Source organism: Streptomyces sp. NBC_00631 (assembly GCF_045206895.1).
GTDB lineage: Bacteria > Actinomycetota > Actinomycetes > Streptomycetales > Streptomycetaceae > Streptomyces.
Genome location: NZ_CP107734.1, coordinates 9,511,640 through 9,524,918, shown reverse-complemented (window position 1 = coordinate 9,524,918; position 13,279 = coordinate 9,511,640). Strand labels below are relative to the sequence as shown.

Sequence of the window (13,279 nt, the reverse complement as noted above, 5' to 3'; positions counted from 1 at the left end):
GAAACCCGTGAAGGGGCTGAACACCGTCCTGGGTGCGGCCGGGCTCGCGGCCTTCCTCGTCCTCGGCGAGGCGGTGCCGCGGCTCGGCCTGGTCAAGGCGGACTACTTCCCGCCGACCAGCCGGATAGCCCGCGCCCTCGGCGCCGAACTCGCGGACGGCGCCTTCTGGTCGGCGCTCGGCGACACCCTCACCGGCTGGGCGGTGGGCCTGGCCGTCGCGGTCGGAGCCGGCATCGTGGCCGGGGTGGTCATCTCGATCGTCCCGCACCTGCGCGAGGCCACCGCCTCCACGATCGAGTTCCTCCGCCCGATCCCCTCGGTCGCCCTGATCCCGCTCGCGATCCTCCTCTACGGCACCGAACTCCGCTCCGTCCTCCTCCTCGTCGTCTACGCCTCGTTCTGGCAGGTGCTGATCCAGGTGATGTACGGCGTCCAGGACGTCGACCCGGTCGCCGAGGAGACGGCACGGTCGTACGGTCTCGGCACCTGGGCCCGGGTCCGCCATGTGCTGTGGCCGACCGCGCTGCCGTACGTGATGACCGGCGTCCGGCTGGCCGCCGCGGTCGCGCTGATCCTCACCATCACCGCCGAACTGGTCATCGGAGCACCGGGGTTGGGGCAGCAGATCGCGGTCGCCCAGACCTCGCAGGCGGTGCCGGACATGTACGCCCTGATCGTGGTGACCGGACTGCTGGGGCTGGTCATCAACGTGGGCGCCCGGTCGGTGGAGCGGCGGGCGCTGGCCTGGCACCAGTCGGTACGCGGGGAGGTGACGGTGTGAAGTCCGTCCTGCTGAGAGCCGGTTACGTCGTCGCCCTGCCCGCCGTCCTGGTCGCGCTGTGGTGGCTGGCCTCCGACGGCAGCACGAACGTCTACTGGCCGCCGCTGCGCACGATCCTGAAGACCTTCCCGGACGTCTGGACCGGTCAGCGGCTCCGCGACGATCTGCTGCGCAGTGTGCTGCGGCTGCTCGCCGGATACGCGTCGGCGGCCGTGGCGGGCGTGGCCCTGGGCACGGTCATCGGCTCCTACCGGCGGGTGCGGGCGGTGTGCGAACCGGTCCTTGAGTTCCTGCGGGCGGTGCCGCCGCCCGTCCTGGTCCCGGTCATCATGCTGTTCGCGGGCATCGGCGACACCATGAAGATCGTGGTGATCGCCAGCGGCTGCGTCTGGCCGGTCCTGCTCAACACGGTCGAGGGCGTCCGGGCGGTCGACCCGGTGATGGCGGAGACGGCCCGCTCCTACGGCATCACGGGTGCGGCCCGGCTCCGTACGCTGGTACTGCGTTCGGCGAGTCCGCAGATCTTCGCGGGCCTGCGGCAGGCGCTGTCGATCGGGATCATCCTGATGGTCATCAGCGAGATGTTCGCGGCCAGCAACGGGCTCGGTTTCACCATCGTGCAGTTCCAGCGCGAGTTCGCGATACCCGGCATGTGGACGGGGATCCTGCTGCTGGGCCTGCTCGGCTTCGCGCTGTCGGTGGTCTTCCAGGTGGTCGAGCGGCGGGTGCTCGGCTGGTACCACGGGCTGCGCGCGACAACCCGGCGGTCCTGAATGAACCTCGCGAAGGGGCGGTCCATGCTCGACGTACGCGGCCTGAAGAAGGTCTACGACGGATCCGGCCGCCGCATCGAGGCGGTACGGGACCTCACCTTCACCGTGGAGGCGGGCGAACTCGTCTGTCTGGTCGGCCCGTCGGGCTGCGGCAAGACCACCCTGCTGAAGTGCATGGGCGGGCTGCTCGCCCCGACCGGCGGTGAAGTCCTCCTGGAGGGGCGGAAGGTGACCGGCCCACCGCCGGGGATGGCGTTCGTGTTCCAGGAGTACGGCCGCAGTCTGTTCCCCTGGATGCGGGTCGCCGGGAACGTGGAACTCCCGCTGAAGCAGAAGCGCCTGCCGCGTGAGCGGCGCAAGGAGCTCGTCGCCGACGCACTCGGCTCGGTCGGTCTCGCGGACGCGGCCGGCGCCTACCCGTGGCAGCTCTCCGGCGGCATGCAGCAACGGGTGGCGATCGCACGCGCCCTCGCCTACGAGCCGCACGTCCTGCTGATGGACGAGCCGTTCGCGGCCGTCGACGCCCAGACCCGGGCCGATCTGGAGGACCTGGTCCGGGGTCTGTGGCGGGAGCGCGGGATCACCGTCCTGTTCGTCACGCACGACATCGACGAGGCGGTCTACCTGGGACAGCGGGTCATCGTCCTGTCCGCGTCCCCGACCGTCGTCCAGGAGCAGCTGAAGGTGGATCTGCCGGACGAGCGCGACCAGCTGCACACGCGGGTCGCCCCGCGCTTCGCCGAGCTGCGGACCCATGTGTACGAGCAGATCCAGGCGGCCAAGCGCGGGGGGACCGTTGCCGGTTCCCCCAACAAGAGCGCGTCCTGAGACACGCCGGCTCAGTCGGTCAGCCAGGCCGCCGTGTCCTGCGGCAGCCGGCCGGCGTCGTCCAGGGGGCCGCTGCGAATCAGGAGGTGGGAGTGGGCGGGGAGTTCGGCGGGAGCTGCGGCGAGGTTGACCACGCAGGTCACGTCCGCGCGGGTGAAGGCGAGGACGCCCTCGGGGGCGGGCAGCCAGGTCAGCGGTGAGTCGCCGAGGCGCGGGCGCAAGGCGATGGCGCGCCGGTAGAGGGCGAGCATCGAGTCGGCGTCGTCCTGCTGGCGGTCGACCGCGTACGACTCCCAGCCGGCCGGCTGCGGCAGCCACGGTTCCTCGCGCGAGCCGAAGCCCGCGTACGGCGCCCCGGCCGACCAGGGCAGCGGCACCCGGCAGCCGTCCCGGCCGGGGTCGGCGCCGCCGGACCGGAAGTACATCGGATCCTGGATGCGGTCCACCGGGATCTCGGCCTCCGGCAGCCCCAGCTCCTCGCCCTGGTAGATGTACACCGCGCCGGGCAGGGCCAGCGACAGCAGGGCGGCCGCGCGGGCCCGCCGGGTTCCGAGGGCGAGGTCCGTCGGGACGCCGAAGGCCTTGGCCGCGAAGTCGAAGCCGGTGTCCTCGCGGCCGTACCGGGTGGCCGTGCGGGTCACGTCGTGGTTGCAGAGCACCCAGGTGGCGGGGGCGCCGACCGGGGCGTGTTCGGCGAGGGTGGTGTCGATCGAGGTGCGCAGCCGGGCCGCGTCCCAGGGGCAGGACAGGAAGGAGAAGTTGAAGGCGGTGTGGAGTTCGTCGGGGCGCAGGTAGCGGGCGAAGCGTTCGGCGTCGGGGAGCCAGACCTCGCCGACGAAGACACCGCCGTGGGTGTCGGCCACGGCCCGCCAGGAGCGGTAGATGTCGTGGAGTTCGTCGCGGTCGACGAACGGGTGCGGGTGCGGGTGGGAGGCCAGGTCGGGCAGGTCCGGGTCCTTGGCGAGCAGGGCGGCCGAGTCGATGCGGACGCCGGCGACGCCCCGCTCGAACCAGAAGCGCAGGATGTCCTCGTGTTCCTGGTGGACGGCCGGGTGGGCCCAGTTGAGGTCGGGCTGTTCCGGGGTGAAGAGGTGCAGGTACCACTCGCCGTCGGGCAGCCGGGTCCACACCGGTTCGGTGGAGCCGACGAACTGCGACGGCCAGTCGTTGGGCGGCAGGTCGCCGCCAGGCCCGCGGCCCGGACGGAAGTGGAAGAGGTCTCGTTCCGGGCTGCCCGGTCCGGCGGCCAACGCGGCCTGGAACCAGGGGTGTTGGTCGGACACGTGGTTGGGGACGATGTCGACGATCGTCCGGATGCCCAGCTCTCCTGCTTCCGCGATGAGTTTCTCGGCCTCGGCGAGGGTGCCGAAGGCCGGGTCGATGGCCCGGTAGTCGGCGACGTCGTAACCGCCGTCCTTCATCGGTGACGGGTACCAGGGGCTGAACCACAGTGCGTCCACGCCGAGTTCGGCGAGGTACGGAAGTCTGGCGCGGACGCCCGCGAGGTCGCCGGTGCCGTCGCCGTCGTTGTCGGCGAAGCTGCGGACGTACACCTGGTAGATGACGGCCGAACGCCACCAGTCGTGGTCCTTCGGGGCATGGCTGGGCTGTCCCACTGGGCGAACCTTTCTGTCGGAGGAAGGGCCGTCAGCCCTTGGTGCCGCCCGCGCTGATCCCGGCGATGATGTGCCGCTGGAAGACGAGGAACAGCGCGACCATCGGGATGCTCGCGATCACCATCGCGGCGATGAGGACGGTGAGCTGGATGTTCTGCGACAGCTGGACCAGGGCCACGCTGATGGGCTGCTTGTCGGTGTCGGAGAAGACCATCAGCGGCCACAGGAAGTCCTGCCAGACCGCGACCAGGGCGAAGATCGAGACGACCCCGAGGACCGGCCGGGACATGGGCAGCACGACCGACCACAGGATCCGCAGCTTTCCGGCGCCGTCGATCTCGGCGGCCTCCAGCACGTCGCGGGGCAGCTGGTCGAAGAACCGCTTGAGGAGATAGAGGTTGAAGGCGTTGGCGACGGCCGGCAGCCAGATGCCGAGCGGGTCGTTGAGCAGGCTGGTGTGGATGAACGGCAGGTCGGCGGCGGTCAGGTACTTGGGTACGACCAGGGCCTGGGCCGGGACCATCAGGGTGGCCAGGATGCCGCCGAGGATCACCTTGCCGAAGGCGGGTCGGAGCCTCGACAGGGCGTAGGCGGCTGCCGTGCAGAACACCAGCTGGAAGGCCCAGGCGCCGGCGGCCTGCACCACCGTGTTCCACAGGTGCTCAGGGAGCTGCATCAGGTCCCAGGCGTCGGTGTAGCCGGTCAGGTGCCAGTGCTCGGGGATGACGGTGGGCGGGGTCCGGGCGACCTCGTCCGGTGACTTCATCGCCCCGGTCACCATCCAGTAGACGGGGAAGAGGAAGGCGAGTGCGAAGAGGACCACGACACCGGTGAAGACGGTCCAGTAGACCGCCCGCCCGCGCGGGCGGGCCAGGGTCGCCGGGGAGATCAGGGTGCGGGTGGCGCTGCTCATCCGTCCTCCCCGGAGCGGGTCAGCCGCAGGTACCCGGCCGAGAAGATGCCGAGCAGCACCAGGAGCATCACGCTGAGCGCGCAGGCGCCGCCGAAGTCGTTGTAGAGGAAGGCGTACTTGTAGATCAGGTAGAGCACGGTGACCGTGGCGTTCTCCGGGCCGCCCCCGGTGATGACGAACGGTTCGGTGAACACCTGCATGGTGGCGATGATCTGAAGGAGCATCAGCATGAGGATGACGAACCTGGTCTGCGGGACCGTCACGTGCCGGACGCGCTGAAGGAGGTTCGCGCCGTCGAGCTCGGCGGCCTCGTACAGCTCGCCGGGGATGGACTGGAGCGCGGCCAGGTAGATCAGGACGGTGCCGCCCATGTTGGCCCAGGTCGCCACGATCACCAGCGAAATGAGGGCGGTGTCGGTGCCGTTGGACCAGTTGGAGGTGGGCAGGTGCAGCAGGCGCAGGGTCTCGTTGGCGAGGCCCGCTCCGGGGTCGTAGAACCACTTCCACAGCAGGGCGCTGACCACCGGCGGGATCATCACCGGGAGGTAGACCACGACCCGGAAGAACGCCTTGGCGTGCCGCAGTTCGTTCAGGACCAGGGCGAGGACGAACGGGATGGCGAAGCCGATCAGGAGGGCAAGCAGGGTGAAGGTGAGGGTGTTGCGCCAGGCCGCCGAGAACTCGGGGTCGTGCAGGACGCGGGTGAAGTTGGCGGCGCCGACCCATTCGGGGGACGAGCCGGGCGTGTACTTCTGGAAGGAGATCACGACGGCGCGGATCGCCGGGTACCAGGAGAACAGGGCGAAGCAGATCAGTCCGCCGAGCAGGAAGCCGTAGGCACGGGCCTGGTCGATGAGCCGGCGCCGCCTCCGGTCCCCTGCCGGGGGCGGCGCCGGGACCTGTCGGACGGCGACCGCCGCCGGGGCGGGCCGTCGTGCGGCCGTCTTGGTCATCGCGGTCAGCCCCGGGCCAGGATGCCGTCGATCTTGTCGTCGGCGTCCTTGAGGAGCTGGTCGATGTCGGCGTCCTTCTTGGTGAGGACGGCGGAGACGGTGCCGTCGAGGACGGAGTAGATCTGCTGGGCGTCCGGCGGCTCGATCTTCATCTGCAGGGACTGGTTGCCGTCCAGGAACGCCTGGTAGTTCTCCACCGGCACGTTGGCGTTGGCCTTCTTGACCTGCTGGTCCCTGGCGTCGGCGGCGCCGGTGAACAGGCGCGGCTCGGGCAGGCCGACCGGGGCGTTGTTCTTCTTGGCGCGGGCGTAGTCGCCGAGGAAGCCGTCGCCCGGCGTGAGGAACATGGAGTCGAGCCACTTCAGTCCGGCGCGGATCTGGGCGGGGGTGTCCTTCTTGTTGAACATGTAGCCGTCGCCGCCGATGAGCGTGCCCTGGCCGCCGGGCATCGGGCCGAGGGCGAGGTCCTTGTAGTTGCCGCCCTTCTCCTTGACCAGGATCGGGATGTTGTCCGGGGCGGAGAGGTACATGCCGAGCTTGCCCGAACCCATCATCTGCTGGACGTCGTTGATGATCAGCAGCTGCTTGCTGCCCATCGAGTCGTCGGTCCAGCGCATGTCGTGCAGGTTCTGCAGGACCGCGTGGCCCTCGGGGGTGTCGACGGTCGCCGACCTGCCGTCGGCGGAGACGACGTCACCGCCCTGGGAGTACATCTCGGCGGTGAAGTGCCAGCCGCCCTGGTTCTGCGCGCTGTAGTCGGCGTACCCGACGGTGCCGTTGCCGAGCGCGGCGATCTTCTTGGCGTCGGTGCGGACCTCGTCCCAGGTGGTGGGCGGCTGGTCGGGGTCGAGACCGGCCTGCTGGAAGAGCTTGCGGTTGTAGATCAGGCCCATCGAGTAGCCGGTGCGCGGGATGCCGTAGACCTTGCCGTCGACGGTGTAGATGTCCCGCAGCTGCTTCTGGATGGTGTCGTAGCTCTTCAGCTCCTTGAGGTACGGCGTGAGATCGGCCGCCTGGTTGATGTCCACGACGTGCTCGGCGTCGGTGAAGTACGTGTAGAAGACGTCCTCCATCTGGCCGCCGGCGAGCTTGGCGTCGAAGGTCTTCGGGTCCTGGCAGGGGAACGCGTCGTGTGCGACGACGTCGATGTCCGGGTTCTTCTTCTCGAAGTCGGCGATGTCCTGTTCGAAGAACGACCGGTCGACCTTGGCGCTCTTGGGCGGCTCGCAGTTGACGGTGATGCGCGTCCTGCCGCTGCCCGCGTCGTCGTCACCCGACCCGCAGGCCGAGGCGGAGAGCGCGAGCGAGGAACAGACGCCGAACGCGACGAGAGCACGGTGGAACCCGGTGCTGGACATCGGTGGACCCCCCAGAACAGGAGCGGTTGGGCGCCGCACCAGGACAGGTGGGCGCCGCACACTCAAGCACCGGCGACACGGCAGCGCAAGATGTCACGCAGACTCTGTAATTATTCGACAGCCAATGGACTCTGTTGAGGCTCAGGCTTTCGGCGCTTGCGCGGTGGACCCCCTGACGACCAGCTCGGGCTCGAACAGCAGCTCCTCCGCCGGTACGGCCGTGCCGCCGATCTGCGCGTTCAGCAGCTCCACGGCGGCCCGGCCCATGGCCTCGATGGGCTGGCGGACGGTGGTGAGCGGGGGTTCGGTGCAGTTCATGAACGCCGAGTCGTCGTAGCCGACGACCGAGACCCGGCCGGGAACCTCGTACCCCTTGCGGCGGGCCGCACGCACGGCGCCCAGGGCGAGGGGGTCGCTGGCACAGATGATGCCGGTGACACCCCGGTCGAGGAGCCGGGACGCGGCCGCGTGACCGCCCTCGATGGAGAAGATCGCGCGGGCCACGAACTCGTCGGGCACGTCGCCGGTCGCGCGCGCGGCGGCCAGCTTCCGGGCCGAGGGAACGTGGTCGCCGGGACCGAGGACCAGCCCGATGCGCTCGTGCCCGAGGGAGGCGAGGTGCCGCCAGGCCTGCTCCACCGCCACCGCGTCGTCGCAGGACACACCCGGGAAGCCGAGGTGTTCGATGGCCGCGTTGACCAGCACCACCGGGATGTTGCGGTCCGCGAGCAGCCGGTAGTGGTCGTGCGGTGCCTCGGCCTGGGCATAGAGACCGCCGGCGAACACCACACCGGAGACCTGCTGCTGCAGCAGCAACTCCACGTAGTCCGCTTCCGAGACCCCGCCCTTGGTCTGGGTGCACAGCACCGGCGTGAGGCCGAGCTGGGCCAGGGCGCCGCCGATGACCTCGGCGAAGGCCGGGAAGATCGGGTTCTGCAGCTCGGGCAGGACCAGACCGACGAGCCGGGCGCGCTCACCGCGCAGCTGGGTGGGACGCTCGTAACCGAGCACGTCGAGGGCCGAGAGCACCGCCTGCCGGGTCGCCTCGGAGACTCCCGGCTTGCCGTTGAGCACCCGGCTGACCGTGGCCTCACTGACCCCGACCTTCTTGGCCACTTCCGCAAGTCGTCGCGTCATGACCGCAAGCGTACCGCAAGTTACGCAAGTATTTTGCGTAACCGCTCGGCGGCCGGATCAGACGCGGCTGGTGGTCGCCGTGTCCGCCGACAGCCTCTGCGCGAGGTAGATCGGGACGACCGACAGCAGGACGAGCACGGCCGCCACCACGTTCACCACCGGCGCCTGCTGCGGACGGGTCATGTTGTCGAAGATCCACAGGGGCAGGGTCTGCACCCCCGGTCCCGCGGTGAACGTCGTCACCACGATCTCGTCGAAGGAGAGCGCGAAGGCGAGCAGCCCGCCCGCGAGCAGTGCCGACCGCACCAGCGGGAAGGTGACGTCCGCGAAGGCGCGGAAGGTGTCGGCGCCCAGGTCGGCCGCGGCCTCCTCGTAGCTGCCGGAGGTGCGGCGCAGCCGGGCCACGACGTTGTTGAAGACGATCACGACACAGAAGGTGGCGTGTCCGACGACCACGGTGAACAGGCCGAGCCCGACGCCGAGCGGTTCGAGGACCGTGCTGAACGCCGAGTTGAGGGCGATGCCGGTGACGATGCCGGGCAGCGCGATCGGCAGCACGACCACGAAGGAGAGCGCGTCCCGGCCAAAGAAGCGGTGGCGGGCGACCGCGAAGGCGACCAGCGTGCCCAGCACCAAGGCGATCGCGGTGGCCCCGAGCCCCGCCTTCACGGAGGTCCACAGCGCCTCCCGGGCACCGGAGCTGCGCCAGGCGGCCGACCACCAGTGGGTGGTCAGGCCGGGCGGCGGCCAGCTCGCGCTGCGGTCGGGGTTGAGGGAGTTGACGAGGACGAGGAGGAGGGGGACGTAGATGACGGCGAAACCGAGGGCGGCGGCGACGCGGACGGCGACACGGGCGGACCGGGAGAGTTGCATGGGACATATCACCCGTCGTCAGAGGCTGCTCAACGCCCCCGTCCGCCGCATCGCCAGCAGGTACAGCACGATGACGACGACCGGGACGGTGGCGAGGGCGGCGGCCATGGGCAGGTTGAGTTCGATGTTGGCGTAGACGAGGTTGCCGATGAGCTGGGTCTTGCCGCCGACGATCTGCACGGTGATGTAGTCGCCGAGGCTGAGCGAGAACGTGAACACCGATCCGGCGGCGACCGACGGCAGCACCATCGGCAGCACCACGGACCACAAGGTCCGCCCGGCGCGGGCGCCCAGGTCCGCCGACGCGTCGAGGAGGTTGTCGGGCAGCTGCTCCAGCGCGGTGTGGATCGGCAGGATCATGTAGGGCAGCCACAGGTACGTCAGGGTCAGCACAGTGGCCGGCAGCCCGAAGCCCGGCCCGCTCAGCCCGAGCGGCTTCAGCAGCCAGTCGGCGAGGCCGCCCTCGGACAGGATCAGCCGCCAGGCGTACACCTTGACCAGGTAACTCGCCCACAGCGGCGTGAGGATGGCGACCACGAGGAGCGGGCGCCTGCTGGGCCTGGCGACCCGGGCGGTGTAGAACGCGACCGGAAAGGCGATCACCGCGCACAGGGCGGTCACCGCGAGGGCGACGCCGACGCTGCGCAGGATCACCTGCCGGAACACCGGCGTGGTGAACAGCTCGTGGAAGTTGTCGGTCGACCACGCCTTCACCACCTCGGAGGTGAAGGAGTCCGTCGTCCAGAACGCGGAGACGAACAGCACGGCCAGCGAGCCGAGATAGAGCACGGCCAGCCACAGCAGCGGGGCGGTCAGCAGCAGCGCGAGGCGGAGCCGGGGGCGCCGGTGCAGCGCCCCCGCGGTCCGGGTGAGCAGGGCCATGGGTCAGCCCTTGATCTCGGTCCAGGCCTGCACCCACTTGGCGTACGGCACGCACGTGACGTCCGTGCGGCCGTCCAGGCACTGCTCGATGGGTGTGTTCCAGAAGGCGATGTTCTTCCAGTAGCTCTCGTCGGCCGCGTGGTAGGTCGCGCAGAAGTTCTTGTCGCTGGTCAGGTCGCAGGCCTTGGCGTTGGCCGGGGCCTCGCCGAAGTACTCGGCGACCTCGGCGTTGACCTTCGGGGAGACGATCCAGTTCAGCCACTTGTAGGCGCAGTTGGGATGCTTGGCCTTGGCGGAGACCATCCAGGTGTCCGACCAGCCGGTGGACCCCTCCTTCGGGACGAAGGCCTTCACCTTGGCGCCCTCGTCGGCGGTGAGGTTGGCGATCACCTGCCAGCTGGTGCCGATGACGGAGTCGCCGCTCTTGAAGGCGGAGATCTCCTTGAGGTAGTCGCTCCAGTACTCGCCGATGTCCGCGTTCTGCCGTTTCAGCAGGGCGACGGCCGCCTCGAACTGCTTCTGGTCGAGCGCGTAGGGGTCCTTGATCTTCAACTCGGGCCTGGTCGCCTTGAGGTACAGGGCCGCGTCGGCGATGTAGATCGGCGAGTCGTAGGCGGTGACATGGCCCTTGTACGTCCCGGCGTCGTCGAAGACGGCGGACCAGGAGGTGGGGGCGGGGCTGACCTTCTGGGTGTTGTACATCAGCAGGTTGGCGCCGCGGCCGTGCGGGATGCCGTACATCTGGCCCTTGACCGAGTTCCAGGCGCCGTTCTTCAGGCCGCTGAAGACGTCCTTGTAGTTCGGTACGAGCTTGGTGTTGACCGGGGCCGCGTCGCCGGAGGCGATCAGCCGCAGGGAGGCGTCGCCGGAGGCCGAGACGGCGTCGTACTCGCCGGTCTTCATCAGCTTGACCATCTCGTCGGAGCTGGCGGCGACCTTGGAGTTGACCTGGCAGCCGGTCTGCTTCTCGAAGTCGGTGACCCAGTCCACCTTGGGGTCGTCGGAACCGTCCTCGACATAGCCGGCCCAGGCGATCAGGTTCACCTCGCCCTCGGACCTGCCCAGCTTGGCCAGGGGTTCGAGGTCGGGCGGGTTGAGGCCGGCCGAGGAGCCGGAGCCGGAGGAGCCGCAGGCGGTGGCGGCCAGCAGCAGCGCGGCGACGGCGGCCGCGGTGAGGGGACGGGTGAGGCGCACGGCGTACTCCAGACGTGAGTGACGGCGGGTCCGGACGTGAGGACGGCGGATCAGTCGGGGACGTGGACGGTGTGCCGGCGCTGCCAGCGCAGCCGGACGCGGGTGCCGCGCAGGGCGGCGACGTCCTCGGCGGAGGTGTCGAGGTTCTGCTGGAACGCGGTGAGCCGGCCGCCGCCATCCAGGTCGACCAGGAAGCGGGTGGCGTCGCCGAGGTAGACCACCTCGGCGACGGTGCCGGCGGCGGTGGCATGCCCTTCCTCGTCCGGGTCGGCGGTCTCCCTGAGGACCCGGATCTTCTCGGGCCGGACGCTGTGGGTGCCGCTCTCGCCGAGCACCCGCAGGGCGGCCTCGCCGGAGAGCAGGTTGGAGGTGCCGACGAAGGAGGCGACGAACGCGGTGGCGGGGCGTTCGTAGATCTCGGCGGGGGTGCCGACCTGTTCGACGCGCCCCTGGTGGAAGACGGCGACGCGGTCGCTCATCGTCAGGGCCTCCTCCTGGTCGTGGGTGACGAAGACGAAGGTGATGCCCACCTCGCGTTGCAGGGCCTTGAGTTCCCTCTGCATCTGCTCGCGGAGCTTCAGGTCGAGGGCGCCGAGCGGTTCGTCGAGGAGCAGCACGCGGGGGCGTCCGACGAGGGCGCGGGCGAGGGCGACGCGCTGGCGCTGGCCGCCGGAGAGCTGGGCGGGGCGGCGGCCGCCGTAGCCGTCGAGGCGGACCTCGGCGAGGGCCTTGCGGGCCCGGACCAGGCGTTCGGCCTTGGGGACCCCCCGGACCTTGAGGGAGTAGGCGACGTTCTGCTCGACGCTCATGTGCGGGAACAGGGCGTAGTCCTGGAAGACGGTGTGCACGTCCCGTTCGAAGGGGGCGCGGCGGGTGACGTCCTGCCCGGCGAGTTCGATCGTGCCCGCGGTGGGCGTCTCGAAGCCGGCGATCAGGCGGAGCACGGTGGTCTTGCCGGAGCCGGAGGGGCCGAGCATCGAGAAGAACTCGCCGTCCCGGATCTCCAGGTCGACCCCGGCCACGGCGCTCGTGTCGCCGAACGACTTCCGCAGATCCCGCAACCGGATCGCACTGGCCTCCATGGGCGGGAACCTTTCTGCCGCTGTTCTGCGTTGCATCTGGTGACCGGAAAGATATGAAGTCATAGTTCACAGCTCAAGACCCTTCCGAGGTAAAGGTTGGGTCAACGCATAGGGTGGTGGGCCGTGAGACAGCACCAGACGGTGGGCGGCGCCCGAAAAGCCGTCTTCGCCCCGGTGGACAGCGGGGCCCGGGTCGCCGCCGTCGTACGCCGCATCGGCGACGCCATCGAGCTCGGCCTGCTCGCCGACGGGGAGCAGCTGCCCGGCGAGACGGAGCTGGCCGGACAGCTCGGGGTGTCCACCGTGACCCTGCGGGAGGCCCTGATGGCGCTGCGCCAGCAGGGTCTCGTCGTCACCCGACGGGGCCGGGGCGGCGGCAGCTTCGTGTCCTCCCCCGAGGTGCCCGACCGTGAGCGGCTCACGGAGCGGCTGCGCGGCTGGAGCCCCGAGGAGCTGCGCGACCTCGGCGACCACTGGGCGGCCCTGTCCGGCACCGCGGCCCACCTCGCCGCCGAGCGCACCGAGGACCACGACCTCGACCAGCTCCGCCGGACCACCGAGGAGCTGCGCGGGGCGCCGGACGCGGCGGCGCGCGGCCGGGTGTACGGCCGCTTCCACGTGGAGCTGGCCGCCGCCGCCCAGTCGGCCCGGCTCACCCGGGAACAGGTCGCGCTCCAGACGGAGATCGGGGCGCTGCTCTGCCTTGTGCTCGGCGACGACGAATATCGTGAAGAGGTGGCGGACCGTCACCGGTCCGTGATCTCCGCGGTGCAGGATGGGGCGCACGCATCGGCCAGGGAGCTGGCCGAGCGGTGCGTACGGGACGCGACAGCACGGCTCATCGCCCTGCGGCTGGCCCTGTAGCCGCGCCGCGCCCGCTCCCCCGTCC

The 13,279-nt window shown here is 70.1% G+C and carries 13 protein-coding genes; 4 read left to right on the top strand and 9 right to left on the bottom strand.

Translation table 11 applies throughout. The features are described from left to right. Positions 1–7 precede the first annotated feature (7 nt). From OHB00_RS43130 to OHB00_RS43120, 3 genes are read left to right on the top strand one after another with little or no spacing between them, the layout of a single operon-like run. On the top strand, positions 8–781 hold the full coding sequence (locus OHB00_RS43130; RefSeq protein WP_406446235.1) for an ABC transporter permease: 774 nt from the start codon (positions 8–10) through the stop codon (positions 779–781). Next, positions 778–1,554 carry an ABC transporter permease gene (locus OHB00_RS43125; RefSeq protein WP_406443353.1) on the top strand — a complete coding sequence of 259 codons (777 nt, stop codon included), beginning with the start codon at positions 778–780 and terminating at the stop codon, positions 1,552–1,554. The genes OHB00_RS43130 and OHB00_RS43125 overlap by 4 nt, the downstream gene beginning before the upstream one ends. Before the next feature lie 24 nt (positions 1,555–1,578). Then, positions 1,579–2,382: an ABC transporter ATP-binding protein gene (locus OHB00_RS43120; RefSeq protein ID WP_406443351.1), complete on the top strand. Its 804-nt coding sequence runs from the start codon at positions 1,579–1,581 to the stop codon at positions 2,380–2,382. An 11-nt stretch (positions 2,383–2,393) separates the two neighbouring features. Here the strand turns inward: OHB00_RS43120 and OHB00_RS43115 are convergent, their stop codons facing one another. The 9 genes from OHB00_RS43115 to OHB00_RS43075 all read right to left on the bottom strand — a co-directional run bounded on the left by OHB00_RS43115 (position 2,394) and on the right by OHB00_RS43075 (position 12,390). Next, entirely contained in the window at positions 2,394–3,998 is a 1,605-nt protein-coding gene (locus OHB00_RS43115; protein WP_406443349.1) for a glycoside hydrolase family 13 protein, read from the bottom strand. A gap of 31 nt (positions 3,999–4,029) precedes the next feature. Beyond that, complete coding sequence (locus OHB00_RS43110; protein ID WP_406443347.1) at positions 4,030–4,911, bottom strand: carbohydrate ABC transporter permease; 882 nt, start codon at positions 4,909–4,911, stop codon at positions 4,030–4,032. Beyond that, on the bottom strand, positions 4,908–5,864 hold the full coding sequence (locus OHB00_RS43105; RefSeq protein WP_406443345.1) for a carbohydrate ABC transporter permease: 957 nt from the start codon (positions 5,862–5,864) through the stop codon (positions 4,908–4,910). The genes OHB00_RS43110 and OHB00_RS43105 overlap by 4 nt, the downstream gene beginning before the upstream one ends. A gap of 5 nt (positions 5,865–5,869) precedes the next feature. Then, positions 5,870–7,222 carry an ABC transporter substrate-binding protein gene (locus tag OHB00_RS43100; protein ID WP_406443344.1) on the bottom strand — a complete coding sequence of 451 codons (1,353 nt, stop codon included), beginning with the start codon at positions 7,220–7,222 and terminating at the stop codon, positions 5,870–5,872. A 141-nt stretch (positions 7,223–7,363) separates the two neighbouring features. After that, positions 7,364–8,359 (bottom strand): LacI family DNA-binding transcriptional regulator, encoded by a 996-nt coding sequence (locus tag OHB00_RS43095; RefSeq protein ID WP_406443343.1) that lies wholly within the window; start codon positions 8,357–8,359, stop codon positions 7,364–7,366. A gap of 57 nt (positions 8,360–8,416) precedes the next feature. Next, positions 8,417–9,232: an ABC transporter permease gene (locus OHB00_RS43090; RefSeq protein WP_406443341.1), complete on the bottom strand. Its 816-nt coding sequence runs from the start codon at positions 9,230–9,232 to the stop codon at positions 8,417–8,419. An 18-nt stretch (positions 9,233–9,250) separates the two neighbouring features. Beyond that, positions 9,251–10,114: an ABC transporter permease gene (locus OHB00_RS43085; RefSeq protein WP_406443340.1), complete on the bottom strand. Its 864-nt coding sequence runs from the start codon at positions 10,112–10,114 to the stop codon at positions 9,251–9,253. Positions 10,115–10,117: 3 nt separating this feature from the next. Further along, positions 10,118–11,308, bottom strand: coding sequence for an ABC transporter substrate-binding protein (locus tag OHB00_RS43080; RefSeq protein ID WP_406443339.1), 1,191 nt, complete (start codon positions 11,306–11,308; stop codon positions 10,118–10,120). A 50-nt stretch (positions 11,309–11,358) separates the two neighbouring features. Further along, complete coding sequence (locus OHB00_RS43075; protein WP_406443338.1) at positions 11,359–12,390, bottom strand: ABC transporter ATP-binding protein; 1,032 nt, start codon at positions 12,388–12,390, stop codon at positions 11,359–11,361. A 123-nt stretch (positions 12,391–12,513) separates the two neighbouring features. Here OHB00_RS43075 and OHB00_RS43070 point away from each other — a divergent pair, with 123 nt between their 5' ends. Next, positions 12,514–13,254 (top strand): FadR/GntR family transcriptional regulator, encoded by a 741-nt coding sequence (locus tag OHB00_RS43070; RefSeq protein ID WP_406443336.1) that lies wholly within the window; start codon positions 12,514–12,516, stop codon positions 13,252–13,254. Positions 13,255–13,279 lie beyond the last annotated feature (25 nt).